The following is a 23,945-nucleotide window of genomic DNA, read 5'->3' on the forward strand; positions in this document are numbered from 1 at the left end:
TTAAGGCCACTTTGCCACGGGCGGCATCGACGACAGGATCGAGTCGACATTGCCGCCGGTCTTCAGCCCGAAGATCGTGCCGCGGTCGTAAATCAGGTTGAACTCCACGTAGCGACCGCGTCGAACCAGCTGCTCCTCGCGCTCAGCGTCAGTCCACGGCGTCGCGAAATTCCGGCGGACGAGCCCTGGGTAGACGTCGAGAAACGCCAGTCCAACCGCCTGGGTGAAGGCGAAATCCTGTTCCCAATCGCCGGTATTGATCCAGTCGTAGAAGATGCCGCCGATGCCGCGTGGTTCGTTGCGGTGCTTCAGGAAGAAGTACTCGTCGCACCAGGCCTTGAAGCGGTCGTGGTCGCCGCTTGGGTGGGCATCGCACGCCGCCTTCATCGCCGCGTGGAAGGCGATCGAGTCGGGATGGTCCTGGCTCCGGTGCCGGTCGAGCACCGGCGTCAGGTCCGCGCCGCCGCCGAACCATTGCCGGCTGGTGACCACCATGCGCGTGTTCATGTGAACCGCCGGGACATGCGGATTCTGCATGTGGGCGATCAGCGAGATGCCGCTCGCCCAAAACGCCGGGTTTTCCTCCGCACCGGGAATCTCCTTGCGAAACTCGGGCGAGAATTCGCCATGCACCGTGGACACATGAACGCCAACCTTCTCGAACACCCGTCCGCGCATCACGGCCATCACCCCGCCGCCGCCGGGCGCACCGGAATGGTCTTTGCGGTCCCAGGGTGTGCGCACGAACCGCCCCGGCGCCTGGTCGGCAAGCGGCGCACCGTCCGGAAGATCGTCCTCAATCGCCTCGAACGCCGTTGTGATCTGATCGCGCAGGTCGGCAAACCAGGCGGAGGCGCGGGCCTGTTTGTCTTCCAGGTCGGCCGGAAGGGTGGGCGCGGGATCGGTCATTCGGGGCCTCGGGTTGTCACTGGAAAACCGCCGGTCTGGCGGAGGGCCTCGCCCAATACCATGGCCGCGGCGGCGGCGACATTGAGCGAGCGCAGGCCGGATCGCATCGGAATCAGCAGCCGCGCGTCCGCCGCGGCGTGGATTTCCTCGGGGACGCCGGCACTTTCCCGCCCGAACAGCAGCACGTCGTCGTCGCGAAAGGTGAAATCCGCGTAAGCCACGTCCGCATGTGTGGTAAGAAGAATTATCCGCCGCGACTCACGCCAACTCACAAACGCCGCCCATCCTGTGTGCCGGCGAAGGTCGACGGCGGCGATGTAGTCCATGCCGGCCCGTCGCAGGGCTCGGTCGGACATGTCGAACCCGGCCGGTTCGATAATGTGGACGCTGGCGCCAAGGCAGGCGCCGAGCCTCAGGATGTTCCCTGTGTTCTGGGGAATGTCCGGTTGATAGAGCGCGATCGCGATCATGCCGGCCTCTCGGGTGTCTTGCTGCGCCCGGGCCCTAGTTTATGGAGCGCCGATGGTGTGTGCGCCAGAGCCGCGCGGAAAATAGAGAACCGATGCTGAAGTGGCTTGCTAATCTGAGTGATCCTTTCGTCGAGGCGCCGGTGATCCGGCCGCCGGAGGGGCTGCTCGCCTTCTATCGCTACTTCATCGCGCCGGTTCGCGGGCTTCTTGCTGCCATCATCATCGTTTCACTGATTGCCTCCCTGTCGGAACTGGCGCTGTTCGTTTTCCTCGGCCAGCTGGTCGACCTCACCACCGAGGCGACCTCACCGGCGAGCTTCTTCAGCGACCACGCCTGGCTGCTCGCTGGGATGGCGGTCGTGGTGCTGGTGATCCGGCCGGCGAGCGTGCTCTTGTCGCGTGGTCTCACCAGTGTAGCCTTCGTTCCGTCGCTGACGGCGCTCGTCCGTTGGCGGAGCTACCGCTACGTCCTGCGCCAGAGCCTGTCGTTCTTCCAGAACGATTTCGCCGGTCGTGTCGCCCAGAAGGTGATGCAGAGCGGCCCGGCATTGCGGGAAAGTGTCGTCAACGTGGTCGAAGGCGTGTGGACGCTGATCATCTATCTGGTCGGCATCCTGATCCTGTTCGCCGGGCTGGACTTGTGGCTGATCGTGCCGGTCCTGTTCTGGGTTGCCGCCTACGCGGTCACCATCGTCCGGCTCGTGCCGCCGGTTCGCGAGCGCTCGCAGGCGCTGGCGGAGGCCAATTCCGGGCTCTCGGGGCGGATCGTCGACGGCTACACCAATATCCAAGCGGTCAAGTTGTTCGCCCACGCCGAACGCGAGGACGCCTTCGCCTATGATGGCTTTGTCCGGCAAGTGGGCGCCTTCCGCCGGCTGGCCGGCGCGATTCTCTTGATGATGACCTCGCTCAGCATCATCAACAGCCTGTTGATCTTCGCGGTCGCCGGATTGGCACTTTGGTTGTGGTCGACGGGGGCGATCAGCGTCGGCAGCATCGCCATGGCAAGCGCCCTGGTGATCCGCTTGAACCAGATGTCGGCCTGGATCCTGCGGACGATCACATCGCTGTTTGAAAACATCGGCACGCTGCAGAATGCCATCGAGACCATCAGCCGTCCGAGCGAAGTGATCGACCGGCCGGCGGCGCGTAATCTTGTTGTTAAGGACGGTGCGATCCGTTTTGAGTCGATCCGCTTCCACTACGGACGGGACGACGGCGGTGTCATCGAAGACCTGTCGCTCGACGTCGCGCCAGGCGAAAAGGTCGGCCTCGTCGGCCGCTCAGGTGCCGGCAAGTCGACCTTGGTTAACCTGCTTCTGCGCCTCTATGACCTAGAAGGCGGCCGCATTCTGATCGACGGTCACGACATCGCCGATGTGACCCAGGAATCGCTGCGCAGCCAGATCGGCATGGTCACCCAGGATACCGCGCTGCTGCACCGCTCGGTGCGCGATAACATCCGCTATGGCCGACCGCAGGCCACCGAGGAGGAGATCGTCGCTGCGGCGCGCCATGCGCACGCCCATGACTTCATCGGTGATTTGCGCGATCTCGGCGGACGCACCGGCTACGACGCCCAGGTCGGCGAACGCGGCGTGAAGCTGTCTGGCGGCCAGCGCCAACGGGTGGCGATTGCCCGGCTCCTGCTGAAGGACGCCCCGATTCTCGTTCTCGATGAAGCGACCAGCGCGCTGGATTCGGAAGTCGAGGCGGCGATCCAGGAGCAGCTCTACGGGCTGATGGCCGGCCGCACGGTGATCGCCATCGCCCACCGCTTGTCGACCATCGCCGTGCTCGACCGGCTGATCGTGATGGACGAGGGGGGGATCGTCGAGACCGGCACCCACGAAGAATTGCTCCGTCGCGGCGGCCTCTACGCCACTTTGTGGCACCGCCAGTCTGGTGGCTTCCTGGGTCTTGACGCGCCGGCCGATCAGGCCGCCGCTGAGTGACGGGTCCGAAGCGCGTCCAGCGCCCATTTGCCGGCACCGACGGCCATCAGGGCAAGCATCCCGGAGACCATGGTCAGCTCGGATTCGTAGAGATACTGCCCGGTGCTGCTGGTGTCGCCGCGATTGAAGATAACGTCTGCCAGGACGGTGAATACCGCCAGGGCGAGAGCGGTCAGGCGAGTTAGAAGGCCGACCGTCAGGAATATCGGCCCAAGAATTTCGAGCAGGATAACGAAGGGCAGCAGAAACGCCGGAACGCCCTGAGACTCCATGAACTGGGCCGTGCTCGCATAGTTCTGGATTTTGTCGAGGCCAGCCGGAAAGAAATTCCAGGCCAATAGGAGCCGGGCGGCGAGGAGAAGTGGGTCGGCCAAAGCAGCAAAGCCCCGGTCGATTGCATTCAACAATCCAACCAGCATGTCGTCACCTCTGAGCGATGTCTGAGTCGTCGCAGACTGTAGCATGCCCAGCCGGTAGGTGTTGTTGCGCGGCGATCACACCGTCGAATCGGCCTGATTGTTTATGCCGCTTTGGGTTGAAACGATAACGCGACAGGTGTAGAGCTTCGGGCTTCTACGACACGAGTCGGCCCGCGCGGCCTAAGGAGGCATGAATGAGAAGCAGTATGTCGATCATTCGCTCCGTTGTCGTGCGCTATCGTCGGCCGGCGGACGGTTTTTAACACCGCCCCACTTCATCCTTCTTCGATAGACGTTTCGCGGGGCAGCGACCGCTCCCGGTCCTGACTCGCGCCCGTTCCAACTTCAACGCAGAGCGTCGACCCGCGCGACGGCGTCCGGCCGTGTGCCGGCGGGGCGTAACTCTGCCACAGGTGCTCCCATGTTTCGGTTCTTCGAAACCCTGATCGATCCATTCCGTCGGCACGACGAGTCGATGCCGCCGCCGACCTTGCTCGCCTTCTACTGGCGCTACACCCGGCAGGTCTGGCCCGGCTTGGTTGGCTTGCTGGCCGCTGGGTTCATGGTCGCCATCATCGAGGTCGCTCTGTACGACTATGTCGGCTCGATCGTCGATCTCTTGCAGGACACCAGTCCGGCCGACCTCTTGTCCGACTATGGCGGCGTCTTCCTATGGATGGCGTTCGTCATTGTGCTGGCGCGGCCGGTGATGATCATGCTGCAGCAGTTGCTGATCGATCAGACGCTGGTGCCATCCTTCACCAATCTCGTCCGCTGGCAGAACCACCGCTACGTCGTTCGTCAGTCGGTCGGTTTCTTCAACGATGATTTCGCCGGCCGGATCGCATCGAAGATCGTCCAGACCGGGCCGTCCGTTCGCGAATCGGTGGTCCAGTCGTGTGAGGCGATCTGGTTCGTCTCGGTCTATTCGACCAGCGCGGTGATCCTGTTTGCCGACATCGACTGGCGCCTGGCCTTGCCGGTGGTTGTCTGGATCGCGTTTTTCGTTGGCATCCTCGTCTTCTTCGTGCCGCGCATTCGCGACCGCTCGACCGAGGTGTCCGAAGCGCGGTCGACGCTGACCGGGCGTCTGGTCGACAGCTACACCAATATCCAGACGGTGAAGCTTTTCGCCCACGCTGCGCGCGAGGACACCTACGCGCGCGAGGCGATCGACGACCATAACGAGAAGCTCAGAGCCGAAACGCGCCTGATCACCGTCATGAATGGCTCCGTCGTTTTCTCCAACAGCCTGCTGATCGCCGGCACCATGGCGCTGGCCGTCTGGCTATGGGTCGGCGGCGAGCTGACCCTGGGCGCGATCGCCGTGACCAGCGGCATGACCATCCGCATTTCCACCATGTCAGGCTGGATCATGTGGACCGCGATCAACGTTTTCGAGGCGATGGGGACGGTGCAGGAGGGGATGGAAACCATCGCTCAGCCCAACACCCTCGTCGATGAGCCTGGGGCGCCGGCGCTGCACGTCGAGCGCGGCGCCATCGGCTACGAGCATGTCCGCTTCCATTACGGAAAGGCCAAGGGTGTCATCGAGGACCTGTCGCTCGACATCGCGCCGGGCGAAAAGGTCGGACTGGTCGGGCGGTCGGGTGCGGGCAAGTCGACGCTGGTCAACCTGCTGCTGCGCTTCTACGACCTCGAGGCCGGCCGTATTCTGATCGACGGTCAGGATATCGCCAAGGTCAGCCAGGAGTCGCTGAGACGCCAGATCGGGCTGGTGACGCAGGACACCTCGCTGCTGCACCGGTCGATTCGCGACAACATCGCTTACGGCCGGCCGGAGGCTGACGATGCGGAGGTCGAGGCGGCGGCCCGATTGGCCCACGCCGACCTGTTCATTCCCGACCTGATCGACAGTCGCGGCCGAGCCGGGCTCGACGCCCATGTCGGCGAGCGTGGCGTGAAACTGTCAGGTGGCCAGCGGCAGAGGATTGCCATTGCCCGCGTCCTGCTCAAGGATGCGCCGATCCTGGTGCTCGACGAAGCGACCAGCGCCCTCGATTCGGAGGTTGAGGCGGCGATCCAGGAATCGCTGTACCGGCTGATGCGGGGCAAGACCGTGATCGCCATCGCCCATCGATTGTCGACGATTGCCGCGATGGACCGGCTGGTGGTGATGGACGCGGGGCGTATCGTTGAAACCGGGTCGCACCGCGAATTGCTGGCGCATGACGGCATCTATGCCCAGCTATGGAAACACCAGTCCGGTGGTTTCCTGGGCGCGGAAGCGGATGAAGCGGTCGCGGCCGAATAGGGCCGCGACTTCGATTGCTTGGTGACGATGATGTTTACGAGATTCGAGAGACTGATCGACCCCTATCCGGAGGCGCCGCCGAGTGCGCCACCTACCGGGCTGCTGGCGTTTTGCCTGCACTATACCAAGCCGTTCGTTCCGGCCCTGGTGCTGATGTCGCTGCTCGCCGCCTTCATCGCGGTGCTGGAGGTCGTGTTCTTCGCCTTCATCGGCAACATCGTCGACTGGCTGGCCGAAGCCGATCGCACCACGTTTTTCCAGGATCATGCCTGGAGCCTGATCGGAATGGCGGCGGTGATCCTCGTGGTCTTTCCGATCGCCACTCTTCTGGCCTCGTTGTTCATGCATCAGACGATCTACGGCAATTTCCCGATGCTGGTACGATGGCTGGCGCACCGCTACGTGCTCGGCCAGAGCCTCGATTTCTTCAACAACGAGTTCGCCGGGCGGGTGTCGCAGAAGGTGATGCAGACCGCGCTGTCGGTTCGCGAGACCGTGGTCAAGCTGCTCGACGTCTTTGTCTACGTCGTCGTCTACTTCCTCGGGACGCTTGCTTTTGTGGGGCTGGCCGACCCGTGGCTGATGGTGCCGCTGATCGTTTGGCTGCTCACCTACATCGGTATCATGGTCTATTTCGTTCCCCGTCTGCAGGCGATCTCGAAGGATCAGGCCGACGCCCGGGCCCAGATGACCGGCCGGGTGGTCGACAGCTACACCAATATTCAGACGATCAAACTCTTTGCCCACACCCGGCGTGAACACGACTACGCCCGCGGCGCCATGGACGAGTTCATGGTGACCGTCCACAAGCAGATGCGGCTGGTCACCCAGCTCACCGTCTGCCTCAATCTGGCCAACTCGCTGCTCCTCACAGCGATCGCTGCCGTCGCCATCATCGGCTGGCAGCAGAACATCATTGGCCTTGGGGCGATTGCCGTCGCCATCGGTCTGGTGATGCGCATTCGTGCCATGTCCCAATGGGTGCTGTGGGAAATCGCGGCTCTGTTCGAGAACATCGGCACGGTCCAGGATGGCATCAACACGATCGCCCAGCCGGTGGCTGTGGTTGACCAGCCGGCGGCCAAGGAGCTGACAGTCGAGCGCGGCGAAATCCGCTTCGATCACGCACGCTTTCACTACGGTCGCGAGACCAAGGTGATCGAGGACTTCTCACTGACCATCGCGCCGGGCGAAAAGGTCGGTTTGGTCGGACGGTCGGGCGCCGGCAAATCGACGCTCGTCAATCTGCTGCTGCGTTTCTACGACCTCGAAGGCGGGCGCATCCTGATCGACGGTCAGGACATTGCCACGGTGACCCAGGAATCACTGCGTCGACAGATCGGCATGGTGACCCAGGACACCTCGCTACTTCACCGGTCGGTCCGCGACAACATCGCCTATGGTCGGCCGCTCGCCGCGGAGGAAGAGATCGTCGAGGCTGCGCGAAAGGCCGAGGCCGACAGCTTCATCGCCGATCTCGCCGACATCAAGGGCCGATTCGGGCTGGACACTCATGTCGGCGAGCGCGGCGTGAAACTCTCCGGTGGCCAGCGCCAGCGCATCGCGATCGCCCGGGTCCTGCTTAAGGACGCGCCGATTCTGATTCTCGACGAGGCAACCTCTGCGCTCGATTCGGAGGTCGAAGCGGCGATCCAGCAGTCCCTCTATCGCCTGATGCAGGGCAAGACGGTGATCGCCATAGCCCATCGTTTGTCAACGATCGCGGCCATGGACCGGCTGGTGGTGCTCGATCACGGCCGAATCGTCGAGGTCGGGACACACGAAGACTTACTGCGCCAGGGCGGCATCTACGCTCAGTTGTGGAAACATCAGTCCGGCGGCTTTCTCGACCTGGAACTGCCGGCGGCGGATGTGGCTTGATCATTGTGATCTATCCCTGCAACGGCGAAAGATTGGTGTGGGCCTGTCAAAGATCGCCGAAACCCGCCACCACCTCGGTCCGCGACATTGTGCGCATTCCGGCTCGCTCCACTGGACAAGTTCCAATCCCGCTGGCTAAACAAACCCACTGATGGGAATCCCGGGGGTTTCCCGTCCAAAGCATGGGCGAAAGCTGGCTTTCTGAGGGGAACGAAACTTGGCGAACACCGAGACCGCCGACGCACCGGAGCCGAGCCGCCGCGATTTTCTCTACGTTGCCACCGGCGCGGTCGCTGGTGTCGGCGCGGTTCTGACCGTTTGGCCCTTCGTTGACCAGATGAACCCGGACGCGGCTGCCCTGGCACTGGCCCAGGTCGATGTCGACGTTTCGTCGCTCGAGCCCGGCATGTCGCTAACGGTCATGTGGCGCGGCAAGCCGGTGTTCATCCGGCACCGGACCGGGCAGGAGATCGCAGACTCGGCCGCTGTGCCGGTCGAGAGCCTGCCGGATCCGCTGGCCCGCAATGCCAACCTGCCCGACGATGCGCCCGCCACCGATGCTAATCGCGGTACAGAAGGTCGCGAAGCCTGGCTGATCCAGATCGGCATCTGCACCCATCTCGGTTGCGTTCCGCTTGGCCAGCAAGGCGCCTTTGGCGGTTGGTTCTGTCCCTGTCATGGCTCCGCCTACGATACGGCCGGACGCATTCGCGTCGGACCGGCGCCGGAGAACCTGCCAATCCCCGCGTACGAGTTCATCTCCGATACCCAGGTCCGGATCGGCTAGCGCTGAGGGTTCTGATGGAAGGTCATTCGACATATCAACCCAAGGGCCGCGGCGCCCGCTGGCTCGAGCGGCGGCTGCCGATCATGGGCCTTGCCCATTCTTCTTTTGTTGCCTACCCGACCCCGCGCAACCTGAACTACTGGTACACCTTTGGCGCTATTCTGACGTTCCTGCTGGCGGCTCAGATCCTGACCGGCATCGTGCTCGCCATGCATTATGTCGCCGACGGGGCAATGGCGTTCGACGCAGTTGAGCGCATCATGCGCGATGTCAACTACGGCTGGCTGCTGCGCTACCTCCATTTCAACGGCGCGTCGCTGTTCTTCTTCGCCGTCTACATCCACATGTTCCGGGGGATGTACTACGGCTCCTACAAAGAGCCGCGCGAAGTGCTATGGATACTCGGCGTGATCATCCTGTTCCTGATGATCACCACCGCCTTCATGGGGTACGTCTTGCCGTGGGGCCAGATGTCGTTCTGGGCGGCGACGGTGATCACCAACCTGTTCACCGCTATCCCCTTCGTCGGCACCGCGGTGACAGAATGGCTGTGGGGCGGTTTCGCGGTGGACAGCGCGACGCTCAACCGCTTCTTCTCACTGCATTACCTCCTGCCGTTCATGATCGTCGGCGTGGTCGTCCTGCATGTCTGGGCGCTGCATGTGACCGGCCAAAACAATCCGCTCGGCATCGACGTCAAGTCGAAGAAGGACACGGTGCCTTTCACCCCATACGCGACGATCAAGGACATGTTCGCGACGATCGTGTTCCTGATCCTGTTCGCCTGGGTCGTCTTCTTCCTGCCGAACTATCTCGGCCATCCCGATAACTACATTCCCGCCGACCCGCTGAAGACGCCGGCCCACATCGTTCCAGAATGGTACTTCCTGCCGTTCTACGCGATCCTGCGGGCCATTCCGGACAAGCTCCTCGGCGTGATTGCGCTGTTCGCATCCATCGCGGTGCTGTTCTTCCTGCCGTGGCTTGATACCTCGCGGGTACGCTCGGCGGTCTTCCGGCCGATCTATCGTCAGTTCTTCTGGATTTTCGTGCTGGTGTGCATCGGCCTCGGTTATCTCGGATCGCAGCCCGCAGAAGGCGGTTTCGTCATCGCCTCCCGCATCCTCACGGCTTATTACTTCCTCCACTTCCTGGTGATCCTGCCGATCCTCGGTCTGATGGAGCGGCCGAAGCCACTACCGGCCAGTATCTCCGAATCCGTTCTCAAGAAGGACGGGCCGACCGGCGAGCCGGTCAGTCAGCCTGCCGAATAAGGGACGTGACCGTGCGCCATTTGCCGACCCTTTCCGTCCTGCTGTCGCGAAGCTCTGTCGTCGGTGCGGCCGCTATCGTCGCCCTTGGCTTGAGTGGTTTGCCTTTTCCGGCCGCGGCCCAGGACGCGGAACAGACTCCGGCCGAGGTCGAAAGGATCGACGAAGAGACCGAGGAACACGACGAATCCCATTACCCGTTGAAGAAGCCGGAACTCCTCAGCTGGAGTTTCGCCGGTGTGTTCGGTGGTTACGACCCGGCGCAGCTTCAGCGCGGCTTCCAGGTCTACCGGGAGGTCTGTGCAGCATGCCACGGCATTAAGTATGTCGCGTTTCGTAACCTCGCCGAACCCGGCGGCCCTGGCTTCACCCCGGAGCAGATCCGCTCCCTGGCGGCGGAGTATCAGATTATCGACGGTCCGGACGAGTTCGGCGACATGTTCGAGCGTCCGGGGATTCCGTCGGATCGTTTCCCCGAGCCTTTCCCCAACGAACAAGCGGCGGCCGCGTCCAATGGCGGTGCCGTCCCGCCGGATTTGTCGCTGATCGCCAAGGCACGCGGGGTGCAGCGCGGGCCGGTCTGGACCGTGATCGACTTCTTCACTCAGTACCAGGAAGCTGGCGTGGACTACGTCTACGCGCTTCTCACCGGTTACGAGGAAGCGCCCCCCGGTAAGGAAGTCTCTCCGGGGACCCACTACAACCCTTATTTCCTCTCGGGCACGTCGATTGCGATGGCGCAACCGCTGTTCGATGGCATGGTCACCTACAGTGATGGATCGCCCGAGACGACCTCCCAGTACTCGCGAGACGTGTCGGCGTTTCTGATGTGGACGGCAGAGCCGCATCTGGTCGCCCGCAAACGACTGGGCTTCCAGGTCATGATCTTCCTGGTGGTGTTCGCGGGCCTGATGTACCTGACCAAGAAGCGGGTCTGGGCCAAAGTCGCGCACTGACGAACGTTCCGGTTCGCAGCCAGGATTCAGCGTCGATGGCGGCAACGTCCAAGGCCGACCTGCTTGCCTTGTCCGAGAAGGAGTTTGCCAAGCTGCAGGCGGCCCTTGACGGCATCGACGCCGATCTGGCGGCGACGCCGCATCCCGACGACGACATCACGATCAAGGACACCGTCCTCCACCGGGTCCATTGGATCGGTCTGTTTCTCGGTTGGTATCGCGACGGTGTTGCCGGGAAGACGGTTGAGACGCCGGCGCCTGGTATCAAGTGGAATCAGCTCAAGGCCTACAACGCCAAGGTGCGTGAGGAAACCCGTGATGTCGCCTGGCCAGAGGCAAGGAAGTGCTTGGAAAAGGCGCACCGGGACCTGATGGCGTGTCTCAAAGATATCGACGAAAAGACCCTCTACGGCACCGGCATCTATGATTGGACCAACAAATGGACTGTTGGCCGCTGGGCCGAGTCGAGCGGTCCCAGCCACTACCGCTCGGCGACCAAGTACATCCGCGAGATCGTTCGAAAGACCACGGCTTCGCGCTGACGAAGCGTTGGGATAAGAAGGGCGCTCGCGCAGATATCCAATCGAAAGCGGGGCGGGTCCATGGTCACGCGCGACGTTGATCTCAAATCGCGGATTCGGACGATTCCGGACTATCCCAAGCCCGGCATCTTGTTTCGCGACATCACCACGCTACTCGCCGACCCGATAGGGTTGCGGGCAGCAGTCGACGGCCTCCTGTGGCCGTTTCTGACCGCCGGCATCGACTATGTCGCCGGGATCGAGGCACGTGGTTTCATCCTCGGCGGCGCGGTTGCCCACGAGTTGGGCCGCGGCTTCGTTCCGATCCGCAAGAAGGGCAAGCTGCCGGCGAAAACGATCGGCCAGGATTACAGCCTTGAGTACGGGATCGACACGATCGAGATCCACGCTGACGCGATCCATGACGGCGCCAAGGTGCTTCTGATCGATGATCTGATCGCAACGGGTGGCACCGCAGAAGCGGCGATCGAACTGATCCGTCGTTCGGGGGGCGAGTTGGTCGCCGCGGCCTTTGTCATCGACTTGCCGGACATCGGTGGCGCGGCCCGCTTGGCCAGCAAAGACGTCGCCGTCCACACCCTCGTCAGTTTCGAAGGACACTGAGCTTATGGCCGATCTCCACATCTACATCGGGTACCGGGAAGTGTCGTCGTGGTCGCTACGCGCCTGGCTGCCGCTCAAGAAAACCGGGATGCCGTTCGAGGAGACGCTGATCCGCTACCGGCTTCCCGATCACAAAGCACGGCTCAACGCGGTTTCGCCGACCGGCAAGGTGCCGCTCTTGGTTCACCGGCGCGATGGCCGGGAGATCAAGGTCTGGGATTCGATTGCCATTGGCGAGTATCTTGCGGACACGTTTCCCGCGGCGCGTTTATGGCCTTCCGATCCGATCGCCCGCGCCTTCGCCCGCTCAATCTCGGCTGAGATGCACAACGGTTTCCGACCGTTGCGCGAACATTTGCCGATGGCGCTGCTCGCCCGCACGCCTAAGGTGATCAATGATGCCGACGCCCAGGCCGACATTGCTCGGGTCGCTGAGATCTGGCGGCAGGCGCGGGACAACTGGGGCCGCGACGGTGATGGCCCCTGGCTCTTTGGCCACTACACCGTCGCTGACGGCATGTACGCACCGATCGTGACCCGATTCCGGACCTACGGTGTGCGTCTCGACCCGATCTGCGAGGACTACATGGCCGCGGTCACCGCCGACGCGGACTTCAGGGCCTGGGAGGCGCGGGCCGAGCGCGATCCGCCGCAGGAGCCGCTGCCGCTGGAGTAAGGTCAACGAGGATGTCGACGGCCATGATCGATCCGGAGACGCGCGATGGCTTGACGGTCAAGCGGATTCTCAAGGTCAATCACGCGGGCGAGCACGGCGCAATCCGAATTTACCGCGCGCAAATCGCGGTCGCCCGTCGTTTATGGAAAGATGTAGTTCCGTTTCTCGAAGAGACGCTTTCTCATGAGGTCAAGCACTGTGCGGCGTTTCGCGAGGCAATGTCGTCGAGGGGAGCTCGACCCTGCCGAATCATGGCGCTGTGGGGCAATGGCGGCTACGTTCTGGGTTTCTTCACAGCGATCATGGGACGGCAGGGCATCTGGATTTGCACCGCGGAAGTGGAAAGCGCCGTGCATCGTCATATGTCGGATCAGCTCCATTTCCTGAGCGGCCGCGATACCGAGCTACGTGACATGATCCTCGGCATTCAGGACGAGGAGCTGTCGCACCTCAACCACGCGGCAGAGCGCATCACGATGTCCGGGTGGTGGCCTAAGGCCTTGGGATGGTTCATCTTCCGTGCGACGGACGCGGTGATCTGGCTATCGACTTGGGGCGATTCAGTGCGGATGGCGCGCGAACTCAGGCAAGCGCGTTCGTGAAGTTCTCAAGCCCGCGCCACGAACACATGCCCTGTGTAGCTGAACACCGGCTCGCCGCTTTGGTTGGTTCCGGTCGTCTCGACCGAGACGATTCCCCACGCTGGGCGGGATTCCGAGATTCGCTTGGCGACGACGAGTCCGCTGAACGTAATCGTGTCGTCGGGATAAACGGGCTTGATCCACTTCAGATTGTCGAAGCCGGGGGAGGGGCCGAGGGTGGGCGGCTGCCCCGGTGCCAGCCGCTCCGCCAAACGGGCCAGGTAGCGCGCCTGTAGCGCCATCATCGCCGCCGCGGTGTGCCAGCCGCTGGCGCACAGCCCGCCGAGCAGGCTCGCGGCACCGGCCGCTTCGTCCACATGAAATGGCTGCGGGTCGTAGAGTGTCGCGAAGCGCTTGATGTCTTCGGCCGTAAAGGTTTTGGTGCCGAAGTCGTGGGTGTCGCCGACGGTGATCGCTTCGTAGATCATCGTGTGGCCCGACGCTCGAACAGGATCGGCCCTTCAAGCCACATCACGGTTTCTCCTCCATGGTTCTCCACCTCGTGGCGAAACCGGATGATCCCGAGGTTGGGGCGGCTCCGGGAGGTGCGCGCGTCGAGGACCTTGGATCGGCCCTTCAGGCGGTCGCCGGGTCGGACCGGCCGCCGCCACTTCAAGGTCTCAATCCCCGGTGAACCGGCACAGGTTGTTTCGAGCAGGAAGCCGTCGCAGAGCATGCGCATGAACAGGGCGCAGACGTGCCATCCAGACGCCGACAAACCGCCGCCGAGGTCGGTCGCCGGTGCCCGCTCGTCGAGGTGATAAGGCTGTGGGTCGTAGGTAGCGGCGAAGGCGATGATGTCGCCGCGCTCAACCCGGCGTTCGGGCAGGGCGAACACATCGCCAACCGAAAAGTCCTCGAAGTATTTCTTCCCCATGGGCGAATCCGTCTCCGGCGATGCACCCTAGCATTCCGAAACGGCAAAGAGTCAGTTGGGATAGGCGGCGCGGAGGCCGCGGACCGTCATCACCAGCCCGATGAGGACAAACGCTGCCACCGGCAGCGCCATGCCGAGCCCGACATCCGGCGCCGGCCAGCACCTGAGCGCGATCGCCGCGAGCAGTCCGGCTTCGGCCAGCAACATCCTGCGCATATGGACGAACCACCAGTAGCGGGGGGCGCGACGGGTGAGGATCGAGCGAAGGTCGAGGAACGCCTCTCCGGCCACGACCAGGCCGAGAGCAAGAATGACCAGGTGTTCGGTGGACAATGCAGAGACGCTCTGGCCTTCGGCCGAGAACCAGTCGGCCGATTTCCAAGTGGCAATCACAAACGCGCCGACGGCGAAGAGCGCCGCCATCGCCAAGACGACATCAAGCGGGGCTGATCGTCCGGCGGCGTGACGTCGCCGCCGCGCCCACATGCGCCATCCCGAGACTGCCAAATAGAGGGCGAATGTGGTGATCGCTGCCGTCTGGACCAACTTGATGTCGATTGGCATATCGAACCCCAAACGGAACATGTTGGGATCGGCCCACCAGCGATAGATGTCGACGCCGGTTAGCTCCTGGAAATCCAGGGCATAGCTGGTGAGACAGATGACGACGAATGCCAGAACAAAGGCTCGACCAGCGCTTTTGTGAAGCGGCGATCCCTTTCGCGCGAAAAAGGCCGCGGGAAAGGCGACGAACGCACCGATGAGGCCGGCGCCCACATGGGCGGCGAGAACCGCCGATGTCAGCTGGTACTCCATGCGGCGTTTTTATCATCGCGAAGGCGATCGGCCAGAGGTGGCGTCGGGCAAACAGGGCGCGGCGTCAAATCGCTCCGAAAAACCGAGTTGGGAGGCTTCCGTTTTCTCTTGTTGCGCGGCAGGATGGCGCCGACTTGGGGGTTTCGGATCGGCGGACGAGAAGTGGTTCAGAGCACCGCGAAGACGGTCGAAGCTTATCTGGAAGGGCTGCCGCCTGAACGTCGGGCGGAGCTTTCCGCCGTGCGCGACGTGATCAGAGACAACCTGCCGGACGGCTACGAGGAGACCATGGCGTTCGGTATGGTCTCTTACGTGATCCCACTCAGCCGTTATCCGAAGACGTACAACAAGCAACCGCTGATGTACGCAGCGCTGGCGTCCCAGAAACGCCACATGGCCGTCTATCTCACCAACATCTATGCCGATGGAGGCACGGCCAACTGGTTCGAGACCGCCTACAAGGCGACCGGCAAACGTATGGATATCGGCAAATCCTGCGTCCGATTCCGTGAACTCGACGATCTCCCGCTTGATTTGGTCGGCGAGGCGATTGCGCGGACGTCGGTGGATGCGTTTATTGGTATTTACGAACGCTCGCGGGAGAAGACCGCACGATGAAATGGACGTCCTTCCTGTTTGCCTTGCTGGTCGCCTTCGCGGTGACGCCGGCCGAAGCCTATCGGCTCGAGCCATACAAGGATGATTTGTTCAAGTACCCGCGCATTCTCGGGACAGCCCATAGCGGCAGTATGGTCATTGTGGAGTTCGACGACGCCCGCGATGTCGGTGGCCGCGACGAAATCCGCCTGAAGAAAGCCTACGACAAATTCGTCGATCTCAGTGTCAACGACGCCAAAAAGGACCTGACCATCGAGGACAAGGTCAAGGTTCGCTATGTCGGGGTCGGTCAGACCGAAGGCGATGCCAAGATGGTGGTCATCTACCTTCACGGCCGTCACGGTGATCGGACGTTGGCCCAGGAAGACCTGCGCTTCGGTGGCAACTTCAATCGCGTCAAGAATCTGATGTGGCGCAACGACGGTGTCTACATCACGCCGGACTTCTCCAATTTCGGGCGACGGGGCGTCGAGGAAATGAAGGCGCTGATGCGTTATTACAGGAAGAATTCGCCCGACGCTCCGATCGTGATCGCCGGCGCTTCGACCGGCGCCCAGCTCATTTACCGGCTGATGTCCGATCCAGAGGCGGTCGAGTTGCTGGACGGCATCATTCTCCACGGGCCGCTGAGGGTCGGGCGCGGTGTCGATCGCGGATTCTTCGATCAGCCGGTGTTCACCGATCCGAGCAAACACATCCCCATCTATATCGGTCACGCCAGCGCCGACCCGACCGTCCCGTGGCCTACGTCCGAGTTGTTCATGGAGAAGGTGAAGGCTGCAGCGCCGGGCTATCCCATCCGCTTTGAGCTGTTCAAGGGAACGGACGCGGTTCATGGCACGCCGATCCGGATGATGGACTGGCGGCTGGTACTGAACTGGATTCTCGAGCAGAACGAGGCGCTGAGCTAGCGCCGACAACCTAAAACAACCACTTCGGCGCGGTGGGGCGTTTCGCCCCGCAAGGGAATGCTCTATAGCTGAGTGGTCCCACCATCGCTCCCTTTTGCGACAATGTTCTCGTTCGCCCGGCAGCATGCGCGGCCGTTGGCTTTTGCGGCCCTGCACGCGTTCTACTCGTCTCCCGGCCAGACCTTCTGCATCGGGCTGTTCGTTGCTGCCTTTGGCGAGGCCTTCGGCATGTCGCCCGCTTCGATCGGCGCGCTCTATCTCGGCGCGACGCTGGCCTCGGCCGGAACCCTGCTCTTCGTCGGCCATTGGATCGACCACATGCGTCTGGTCCATTTCAGCGCCGCGGTTATCGTCGGTCTCAGCGTCGCCTGTTTCGTCACCGCGGCAGCGCCGGGGCCGGCCGGGCTGTTTGTGGGCATCTATCTGCTGCGCCTGACGGGGCAGGGCCTGATGGTTCACGTCGAGGCAACGTCGACCGCCCGGACATTCGACCGGGATCGCGGCCGGGCGTTGGGCATCACGGCGCTCGGTTTGCCCCTCGGCGAAGTCGTGTTTCCGCCGCTAGTGGTCGCGGGCATCGCCGCGATTGGCTGGCGGCCGACTTACGCCCTTATCGGCGCCGTCGCTTTGCTTGTTCTGCTGCCGCTGACCCAATGGTTGCTGTATGGTATCACCCGCTCGCCGCGCAGCGAGGGGGCCGGCAACGGCGCCTTCAAAAGGCTGATCGTTGGCCTGAAGATGGTGGTCGGCTCGCGCTATGTCTGGTGCGTGCTGCCGGCCATGGCGATCCTGCCGTTCTATTCGACCGCCATCATGTTCCACATCACCAACATCGCAGCGATCCGCGGTTGGTCGGGTGGGCTGGTGGCGGCGAGCTTCCCCGTTCTGGCGGTTGCCAGTGTCGTCGGTCTGTTCGTCTCCGGCTATATCATCGATCGGACATCGGCGCGCCGGCTGTTCGTCTTTCACCCGATCCCGTTCCTCTGCGGTTTCGCGGTGTTGGGCGCGGTCAGCGCTTCGTGGGCGCTGCCGGTCGCCTTTGCCCTGTTCGGTGTCACCGGCGGGATCGCCAAGACGACGTTCACGGCCATGTGGGCCGAGGCCTTCGGCGTCGACATGCTCGGCACGGTTCGCAGCGCGGTGTCGATGTACATGGTGCTGATGACGGCGCTCGCACCCTTCGTCCTCGGCACCGCGTTAGCTGCCGGAATGAGCATCGGCGCCATCGTTGCCTGGGGGATCGCCATCGCCGTCGTGCTGATGGTGCCGTCGGGTTTCGCCGAGCGATACGTGCCGGCGCGCTAGACGTTGAACTTGAAGAGCAGAACGTCGCCGTCGCGCACAACATAGTCCTTGCCCTCGTCGCGGGCCTTGCCCGCTTCCTTGGCCGCCTGTTCGCCGCCGAGCGCGATGAAATCGTCATAGGCGATGGTCTGGGCGCGGATGAAGCCCTTCTCAAAATCGGTGTGGATGGTGCCGGCCGCCTGGGGCGCCTTGGTGCCGTTCTCCACAGTCCAGGCGCGTACTTCCTTCGGGCCGGCGGTGAAAAAAGTGATCAAGCCGAGGAGGTCGTAGCCGGCGTGGATCAGTCGATCAAGGCCCGGTTCGTCGAGACCAAGTGACTCGAGGAACTCTCGCTGCTCGGCGTCGGAGAGCTGGGCGATCTCGGCCTCGATCGCGGCGGAGATGACGATGGCGCCCGCCCCTTCGGCTCCCGCCATTTCCGTCACGCGCTTGGTAAGGGCGTTGCCGGTCGCGGCGGACCCCTCGTCGACATTGGCGACGTAGAGCACCGGCTTGGTGGTCAGAAGATTCAGCGCCTCGTAGTCGGCCCTGTCGGTCTCGGCTATGTCCGCGAGCCGCGCGGGTCGGCCGTTGGTGAGCTCGGCCAGCGCGGCATCCATCAGCGCGACTTCGGCCTTGGCCTCTTTGTCGCCGGTCTGCGCCCGCTTGCGTAGCGGCACCACCCGCTTCTCCAGGCTGGCCAGGTCGGCGAGCATCAGTTCGGTGTTGACGGTCTCCGCGTCGGCGGCCGGATCGACCCGGCCCTCCACATGGGTGACGTCGCCGTCCTCGAAGCAGCGCAGCACGTGGACGATCGCGTCGACTTCGCGGATGTTGGCGAGGAACTGGTTGCCGAGCCCTTCACCTTGTGACGCACCGCGCACCAGCCCGGCGATATCGACAAAGTTGATCCGGGTCGGCACGATTTCCGCTGGCTTGGCGATTGCCGCGATCGCGTCGAGCCGCGGATCCGGCACTGCCACTTCCCCGGCGTTAGGCTCGATCGTGCAGAACGGATAGTTGGCCGCCTGCGCCGCGGCCGTTCGGGTCAGCGCGTTGAAGAGGGTCGATTTGCCAACATTCGGCAGACCGACGATGCCGCATTTGAAGCCCATGATGATGCCTTCGAGATGAAAAACGCGTTCGGGGGAGCGCTGCTTTTGCGAACCGGTGTTAGAAAACGTGTGGCCGATGGACTGGTTCTAGCGGCCGAACAGCTTCTTGAGACTGCGCGCCAACGGACCGTCATCGGCCGCATCGGATTGTTTCTGCGGTTCTTCAGGTTTAGTCGCTAACGGTTTGTCTTTCATCGGCTTTTTTGCCTTGGCCGACCGATCCTTGCCCAGGGTCTCGTGGATTCGATTGGAAAACGTCTGATCGTTGCCGGCAGCGAGCAGCGGTGCATGATCGGCGATCGCATCAAGCAGCGGTGCGAGCCAGTCCTTGTCGGCTTTGGCGAAATCGTGGAGCACATGAATCGGCACCATGTCCTTCACGCCGGGATGGCCGACCCCGATCCGGAGGCGACGGAAGTCGTTGCCGATGGTGCCACCGACGGAGCGCAGACCGTTGTGGCCGGCGACGCCGCCACCCGCCTTCATGCGGATCTTGCCCGGCGCCAGATCGACTTCATCGTGGATGACGAGCACGTCGGACGGGTCGAGCTTGAAGAAGCGCATGGCTTCGCCGACGGCGCGGCCGGATTCGTTCATGTAGGTCTGCGGCTTGATCAGCAGGCACTTCTCGCCGCCGAACTGACCGTCGGAAACCAGCCCCTGAAACTTACGCCGCCACGGCCCGAAGCCGTGGCGGTCGTGAATGAGGTCGACCGCCATGAAGCCGACATTGTGGCGGTTCCCGGCATACTGGCCGCCAGGATTGCCGAGGCCGGCGATCAAGAGCATCTCTAAACCTGCGACGAGCCGTGGCGGCGGCCGCCTTACTCCTTGTTCTCGCCGCCTTCGGCTTCGCCCTCGGCCGGTGCCTCGCCCTCGGCACCGGGTTCGGCGCCTTCGGCCTCGGCGGCAGCAGCGGCTTCGGCGGCGGCCCGGATCTCTTCCTTGATGCCGGCCGGTGCCGCAATCGTCGCGACGGTGAAGTCACGATCGATGGTCGGCGTCACGCCGTCGGGAAGAGTGATCGCCGAGATGTGCAGCGAGTCGTTGATATCCATGCCGGTGAGGTCGGCGACGATATGGTCGGGAATCGCGTCGGCGGGGCAGATCAGTTCCACCCGGTGGCGGACGGTGTTGAGCACGCCGCCGCGTTTGATGCCGGGCGAGGCCTCGTCATTGATGAACTGCACAGGCACCTCGACGGTAACCACCGCGCCTTCGGTGACCCGCAGAAAGTCGACGTGGAGGGGATGATCGGTGACCGGATCGAGCTGAAAATCGCGCGGCAGGGTGCGGATCTTCTTACCGTTGACATCGATCTCGGCGACGGTGGTGAGAAAGCCGCCACCGTGAATCTTGAAATAGACGTCGCGATCGGGGAGGGAAATCGCGATCGGGGGTTCCTTACCGCCATAGATCACGGCGGGAATCTGGCCTTGACGACGGACGGCGCGGGCGGCCCCCTTGCCCACCTTTTCGCGGACCGTCGCCGTGAGCTGATAGTTGGCGCTCATCGGACAACTCCTGTCGGTTTTGATAGGTTTCGCCGTTTTGGCGAATGCGGGCCGCGTTGCCTCCAGGGGTGTCGGCGCGGCCGGTGGCGATATAGACGATGTCGGGGCCGGGCGCAATGCGGGATCGGCCGGCTGCCAAATCTGGATCCGCCGGCGACCCTCCCCCGATCAGGCTGGGAACTGCGCGTTCGCGCCGGCGCCGATATCGACGACATCGCCTGAAATCATGGCGGAGGATTCACTGCAGAGGAATCTGACGCAATCACCGACGCGCGAGGGCTCATAGAGGCCGACGGGCAGCATATGTCGGCTCTTTGCCGCCTCATTGAATTGCTCGAAGGTCAAGGTCTGGCCGGGCACGATGTTCGACAAGATGTAGCTGTTATCCAGGAGTCCGGTGTGAACCAGCGTCGGACAGACCGCGTTGCAGATCACATTCGATTGGCCCAAGGCCATGGCGGTGCTCTTGGCGATCCCGATCACGCCCCACTTCGAAGCAGAGTAGATCGGGAAGTTGGGACTGCCGGTCCGGCCTGTCACCGATGACATCAGGACAATCCGTCCCGAATTCTGCTCCTGCATGGCCGGCGTCACCGCCTGAACCGTCTTGATCACGCCCTTGAGGTTGATGTCGAGCACCAGCGACATCTCCGCGTCCGTGAATGACGCTAATGGGCCGATTTGGGTGATGCCTGCGTTAGCGATCGCGAAATCGAGGCTACCGAATTCAGCGAGGGCGCGATCGACCGCCGCTTGCTGCGCAGCGCCGTCGCGAACGTCGCCCTGGATGGCGATGCACCCGACGCCCAGTGCGTCGATCTTCGACTTCGCCGATGCGAGGTCAGCTTCCGAGGCGAGTGGGTAGGGCACTTCAGGGATCTGTTCGGCAATGTCGAACAGAACGATGTTCGCGCCACCGCGCGCCAGGGCTTCCGCACAGGCGTAACCGATGCCGCGGGCGCCGCCGGTTACGAAGGCGGTTTTGCCGGTGAATTCGTCTGATGCTTGAGCAGCTTGCGCTGCCGCCGGGCCGGCAACAGCGGCGGCGCCAAGCCCGGCCGCCGTGGTCAGGATCGACCGCCGGGTCATCGTGTCGGTTTTGGCCGAGCCGCCCTTCGGGCTATGAGATGCGTTCGACATCAAGGGCTTCCTTCTTGTTACGCTGGCAGGCCCGACGCCCCAATCGGACCGATATGGATAGTAATCAGTTGATTACTATCCATATCAGATCGACAAAGTCAACGCATGATTACAAAAGAGCAGCGCCGTGTCTGATCCCGAAGCAGAACGCAAACGAGATGCCGAAGCGACGGCCGGCCGGATTCTGGTCTGCGCCCAAAAGGTGTTTCACGAGAAGGGCTACGACGGCGCGACGACCCGCGAGATCGCTGAGTGCGCCGGGGTAAATATCGCCCTGATCGCGCGTTACTTTGGCTCTAAACTGGGTCTCTTTGAGAAAGCCGTTCTGCCATATCTGAGCCTTGAGCGGTTTCTCAACGAACCGATCGATGATCTGGCGGATCGGCTGGCGGACACGTATGTCAACACCGCGCCCAAGCCGGGTTTCGATCCTTTTGTCGTTTTGCTGAGGTCGATATCGAACCCTGAGGTTGGACCGCTACTGACGAACGCGCTTGAGACACAGGCGGTTGACCCGCTCGCTAGGGCGCTTGGAGGGGGCGATGCGCGGGCCCGCGCGATCCTGATCGCAACGCAACTCGCCGGGTTGATTCTTCGATTTCGAATCCTTCAGCGGGGCCCGGAAAGCGACGCGGAACGCGATGCGATCCATCAGCGATTGCTACGGTATCTCGACGCCTTGATCAGCGACGACCACGTACAGTCTGCACGATCGCCCTAGTCGAACAGGCTCGACACCGACTCCTCGTGTGCGGTGCGGGCGATGGCTTCGCCGATCAGGTTGGCGATGCTGCAAATCCGAATGCTCGGCGCGGCTTCGATCGCCGCCGTCGGCTGTATTGAATCGGTGATGACCAATTCCTGCAGTTTCGACGCCGTGATCCGCGCGACGGCGCCGCCGGACAGCACCCCGTGGGTGCAATAAGCGAGCACCGATTGCGCGCCCATCGTCATCAGGACTTCCGCGGCGTTGCAGAGCGTCCCGCCGGAATCGATGATATCGTCGAGGAGCAGGCAGTTGCGGCCCTCGACGTCGCCGATGACGTTCATCACTTCTGCTTCGCCCGGGCGCTCGCGGCGCTTGTCGACGATCGCCAGTGGCGCATCGAGCCGTTTCGCCATCGATCGGGCGCGGACCACGCCACCGACATCAGGCGAGACCACCGTGACGCTGTTGAAATCGTGGTGTTCCTTGACGTCACGGGACATCACCGGGACTGCGAACAGGTTGTCGGTGGGGATGTCGAAGAAGCCCTGGATCTGGCCAGCGTGGAGATCGAGGGTGAGCACGCGGTCAGCGCCCGCCTCGGTGATTAGGTTGGCGACCAGCTTGGCGGAGATCGGCGTGCGCGAGCCGGTGCGCCGATCCTGGCGCGCATAGCCGAAATAGGGGAGCACAGCGGTGATTCGCTTGGCCGACGACCGGCGGAGCGCGTCGATGATGATCAGCAGCTCCATCAGGTGGTCGTTGGCCGGGTAGCTGGTCGACTGGATGACAAAGACGTCCTCGCCGCGGACGTTTTCCATCACCTCGACAAACACCTCCTGGTCGGCGAAGCGCCGGACCATGCACTTGGCCAGCGGCGTTTCCAGGTAAACGGCGATCGCCTCGGCGAGGGCGCGGTTCGAATTGCCTGCGACGAGCTTCATGCCGGTTCCGGCCGATGGAATGTCAAAGCCCGGCGGAGTGGATCATCGGCCGGGCGGGCGCCGGTATGTAACAAAGCGACGACAACACTGGCAACGGGAAATCCGCCGTCTTCGGTACCACCCGGCTAACTTTCCACCCATCTCTTGAGATCGGTCACGGTTTGCCTTGCCGCGAGTTCGACCGTCGTGTTGCCGATGCCGGTCCACGGGTCCCCGCTCGGTTGGCCGCCGGCTTGCTGGCCGCTGATTCGGTGCAGCCGGGCGCCGTTGTTGTCGACCACGTCCCAGACATAGACCAGACGCGTCGACTGACCGTCGACCACGGCAGAGAGGAAGCCCCGCACCAGATAGATTCGCGACGGATCGTTGGCGGCGACCACATTCAGACGCTGGGCCCCCGCTTCCCGGTTGAGTGCGGCCGACAGGGCCTGAAGAATCGGGACGGGAACGCCCTCGATCGGAGCGAACGCGAAGACCGCCGCATCTCCTTGAACCGGCGGGGGCGCCGATTGGCTCCCAGCGCCGAATCGTGAAGCCGTGCAGCCGCCGAGAAACGTCAGTGCCAGCATCAGAACCGCGACCTTCCGGCGGTTCCAGCCTCTCAAACTCATAGCCCTAGTTCGACACGCTCCCCC

General features: G+C 63.0%; 25 protein-coding genes and 1 pseudogene. 14 read left to right on the plus strand and 12 right to left on the minus strand.

Translation table 11 applies throughout. From position 1 onward, the window contains the following. Together hemF and ACO076_RS09960 are read right to left on the minus strand one after the other, a co-directional pair. Nucleotides 1–909: an oxygen-dependent coproporphyrinogen oxidase gene (gene hemF, locus ACO076_RS09955; RefSeq protein WP_421726560.1), complete on the minus strand. Its 909-nt coding sequence runs from the start codon at nt 907–909 to the stop codon at nt 1–3. Then, nucleotides 906–1,379 carry a tRNA (cytidine(34)-2'-O)-methyltransferase gene (locus tag ACO076_RS09960; RefSeq protein ID WP_421726561.1) on the minus strand — a complete coding sequence of 158 codons (474 nt, stop codon included), beginning with the start codon at nt 1,377–1,379 and terminating at the stop codon, nt 906–908. Before ACO076_RS09960 ends, hemF begins: the two co-directional genes overlap by 4 nt. Before the next feature lie 92 nt (nt 1,380–1,471). Between ACO076_RS09960 and ACO076_RS09965 the strand changes: the two are divergent. Next, nucleotides 1,472–3,058: pseudogene (locus ACO076_RS09965) on the plus strand (ABC transporter ATP-binding protein); the annotation flags it as partial. A gap of 257 nt (nt 3,059–3,315) precedes the next feature. On the opposite strand, the gene ACO076_RS09970 reads toward ACO076_RS09965, so the two are convergent. Further along, nucleotides 3,316–3,798, minus strand: coding sequence for a DoxX family protein (locus ACO076_RS09970; RefSeq protein WP_421726562.1), 483 nt, complete (start codon nt 3,796–3,798; stop codon nt 3,316–3,318). Nucleotides 3,799–4,174: 376 nt separating this feature from the next. On the opposite strand from ACO076_RS09970, the gene ACO076_RS09975 reads away from it, so the two are divergent. The 9 genes from ACO076_RS09975 to ACO076_RS10015 all read left to right on the plus strand — a co-directional run bounded on the left by ACO076_RS09975 (nt 4,175) and on the right by ACO076_RS10015 (nt 13,346). Next, nucleotides 4,175–6,028: an ABC transporter ATP-binding protein gene (locus ACO076_RS09975; RefSeq protein WP_421726563.1), complete on the plus strand. Its 1,854-nt coding sequence runs from the start codon at nt 4,175–4,177 to the stop codon at nt 6,026–6,028. Nucleotides 6,029–6,058: 30 nt separating this feature from the next. Beyond that, entirely contained in the window at nt 6,059–7,909 is a 1,851-nt protein-coding gene (locus ACO076_RS09980) for an ABC transporter ATP-binding protein (RefSeq protein ID WP_421726564.1), read from the plus strand. A gap of 217 nt (nt 7,910–8,126) precedes the next feature. Further along, on the plus strand, nt 8,127–8,696 hold the full coding sequence (gene petA / locus ACO076_RS09985; protein ID WP_421726565.1) for a ubiquinol-cytochrome c reductase iron-sulfur subunit: 570 nt from the start codon (nt 8,127–8,129) through the stop codon (nt 8,694–8,696). Between the two features lie 14 nt (nt 8,697–8,710). Beyond that, nucleotides 8,711–9,970, plus strand: a complete 1,260-nt coding sequence (locus ACO076_RS09990) for a cytochrome b (RefSeq protein ID WP_421726566.1) — start codon at nt 8,711–8,713, stop codon at nt 9,968–9,970. Further along, nucleotides 9,967–10,923, plus strand: a complete 957-nt coding sequence (locus ACO076_RS09995) for a cytochrome c1 (protein ID WP_421726712.1) — start codon at nt 9,967–9,969, stop codon at nt 10,921–10,923. The genes ACO076_RS09990 and ACO076_RS09995 overlap by 4 nt, the downstream gene beginning before the upstream one ends. A 35-nt stretch (nt 10,924–10,958) precedes the next feature. Beyond that, the gene (locus ACO076_RS10000) at nt 10,959–11,465 is read left to right on the plus strand and encodes a ClbS/DfsB family four-helix bundle protein (RefSeq protein WP_421726567.1); all 507 of its coding nucleotides are present in this window, start codon (nt 10,959–10,961) and stop codon (nt 11,463–11,465) included. Between the two features lie 60 nt (nt 11,466–11,525). Beyond that, the gene (locus ACO076_RS10005; protein WP_421726568.1) at nt 11,526–12,068 is read left to right on the plus strand and encodes an adenine phosphoribosyltransferase; all 543 of its coding nucleotides are present in this window, start codon (nt 11,526–11,528) and stop codon (nt 12,066–12,068) included. 4 nt (nt 12,069–12,072) lie between these two features. Further along, entirely contained in the window at nt 12,073–12,744 is a 672-nt protein-coding gene (locus ACO076_RS10010) for a glutathione S-transferase (protein ID WP_421726569.1), read from the plus strand. Nucleotides 12,745–12,767: 23 nt separating this feature from the next. Further along, complete coding sequence (locus tag ACO076_RS10015; RefSeq protein ID WP_421726570.1) at nt 12,768–13,346, plus strand: demethoxyubiquinone hydroxylase family protein; 579 nt, start codon at nt 12,768–12,770, stop codon at nt 13,344–13,346. A gap of 5 nt (nt 13,347–13,351) precedes the next feature. Here the strand turns inward: ACO076_RS10015 and ACO076_RS10020 are convergent, their stop codons facing one another. The 3 genes from ACO076_RS10020 to ACO076_RS10030 are packed head-to-tail and all read right to left on the minus strand — an operon-like array spanning nt 13,352 to nt 15,078. Then, nucleotides 13,352–13,813 (minus strand): MaoC family dehydratase, encoded by a 462-nt coding sequence (locus tag ACO076_RS10020; RefSeq protein ID WP_421726571.1) that lies wholly within the window; start codon nt 13,811–13,813, stop codon nt 13,352–13,354. Further along, a complete protein-coding gene (locus tag ACO076_RS10025; RefSeq protein WP_421726572.1) occupies nt 13,810–14,262 on the minus strand; it encodes a MaoC family dehydratase in 453 nt (150 codons plus the stop codon). The genes ACO076_RS10020 and ACO076_RS10025 overlap by 4 nt, the downstream gene beginning before the upstream one ends. Nucleotides 14,263–14,313: 51 nt before the next feature. Then, a complete protein-coding gene (locus tag ACO076_RS10030) occupies nt 14,314–15,078 on the minus strand; it encodes a hypothetical protein (protein WP_421726573.1) in 765 nt (254 codons plus the stop codon). A gap of 162 nt (nt 15,079–15,240) precedes the next feature. Here ACO076_RS10030 and ACO076_RS10035 point away from each other — a divergent pair, with 162 nt between their 5' ends. The 3 genes from ACO076_RS10035 (at nt 15,241) to ACO076_RS10045 (ending at nt 17,912) form a co-directional block, all read left to right on the plus strand. After that, nucleotides 15,241–15,696 carry a DUF1801 domain-containing protein gene (locus ACO076_RS10035; protein ID WP_421726574.1) on the plus strand — a complete coding sequence of 152 codons (456 nt, stop codon included), beginning with the start codon at nt 15,241–15,243 and terminating at the stop codon, nt 15,694–15,696. Beyond that, nucleotides 15,693–16,607 carry an alpha/beta hydrolase gene (locus ACO076_RS10040; protein ID WP_421726575.1) on the plus strand — a complete coding sequence of 305 codons (915 nt, stop codon included), beginning with the start codon at nt 15,693–15,695 and terminating at the stop codon, nt 16,605–16,607. Before ACO076_RS10035 ends, ACO076_RS10040 begins: the two co-directional genes overlap by 4 nt. A 135-nt stretch (nt 16,608–16,742) precedes the next feature. Next, a complete protein-coding gene (locus ACO076_RS10045; protein WP_421726576.1) occupies nt 16,743–17,912 on the plus strand; it encodes an MFS transporter in 1,170 nt (389 codons plus the stop codon). Here the strand turns inward: ACO076_RS10045 and ychF are convergent. The 4 genes from ychF to ACO076_RS10065 form a co-directional block, all read right to left on the minus strand. Next, nucleotides 17,909–19,006 (minus strand): redox-regulated ATPase YchF, encoded by a 1,098-nt coding sequence (gene ychF, locus ACO076_RS10050; RefSeq protein ID WP_421726577.1) that lies wholly within the window; start codon nt 19,004–19,006, stop codon nt 17,909–17,911. The genes ACO076_RS10045 and ychF overlap by 4 nt on opposite strands. 87 nt (nt 19,007–19,093) lie before the next feature. Further along, nucleotides 19,094–19,795, minus strand: coding sequence for an aminoacyl-tRNA hydrolase (gene pth / locus ACO076_RS10055; RefSeq protein WP_421726578.1), 702 nt, complete (start codon nt 19,793–19,795; stop codon nt 19,094–19,096). Nucleotides 19,796–19,830: 35 nt separating this feature from the next. Further along, nucleotides 19,831–20,520, minus strand: a complete 690-nt coding sequence (locus ACO076_RS10060) for a 50S ribosomal protein L25/general stress protein Ctc (protein ID WP_421726579.1) — start codon at nt 20,518–20,520, stop codon at nt 19,831–19,833. A 168-nt stretch (nt 20,521–20,688) separates the two neighbouring features. Continuing rightward, on the minus strand, nt 20,689–21,660 hold the full coding sequence (locus tag ACO076_RS10065) for an SDR family NAD(P)-dependent oxidoreductase (protein WP_421726580.1): 972 nt from the start codon (nt 21,658–21,660) through the stop codon (nt 20,689–20,691). A gap of 127 nt (nt 21,661–21,787) precedes the next feature. Between ACO076_RS10065 and ACO076_RS10070 the strand changes: the two genes are divergently transcribed. Beyond that, a complete protein-coding gene (locus ACO076_RS10070; RefSeq protein WP_421726581.1) occupies nt 21,788–22,381 on the plus strand; it encodes a TetR family transcriptional regulator in 594 nt (197 codons plus the stop codon). Here ACO076_RS10070 and ACO076_RS10075 read toward each other — a convergent pair. Then, nucleotides 22,378–23,310, minus strand: a complete 933-nt coding sequence (locus ACO076_RS10075) for a ribose-phosphate pyrophosphokinase (RefSeq protein WP_421726582.1) — start codon at nt 23,308–23,310, stop codon at nt 22,378–22,380. The genes ACO076_RS10070 and ACO076_RS10075 overlap by 4 nt on opposite strands. Nucleotides 23,311–23,435: 125 nt before the next feature. Then, entirely contained in the window at nt 23,436–23,921 is a 486-nt protein-coding gene (locus ACO076_RS10080) for a hypothetical protein (protein ID WP_421726583.1), read from the minus strand. Nucleotides 23,922–23,945: the final 24 nt, after the last annotated feature.

This window comes from Bauldia sp. (assembly GCF_965232525.1).
In the GTDB taxonomy this organism is placed as follows: domain Bacteria; phylum Pseudomonadota; class Alphaproteobacteria; order Rhizobiales; family Kaistiaceae; genus Bauldia.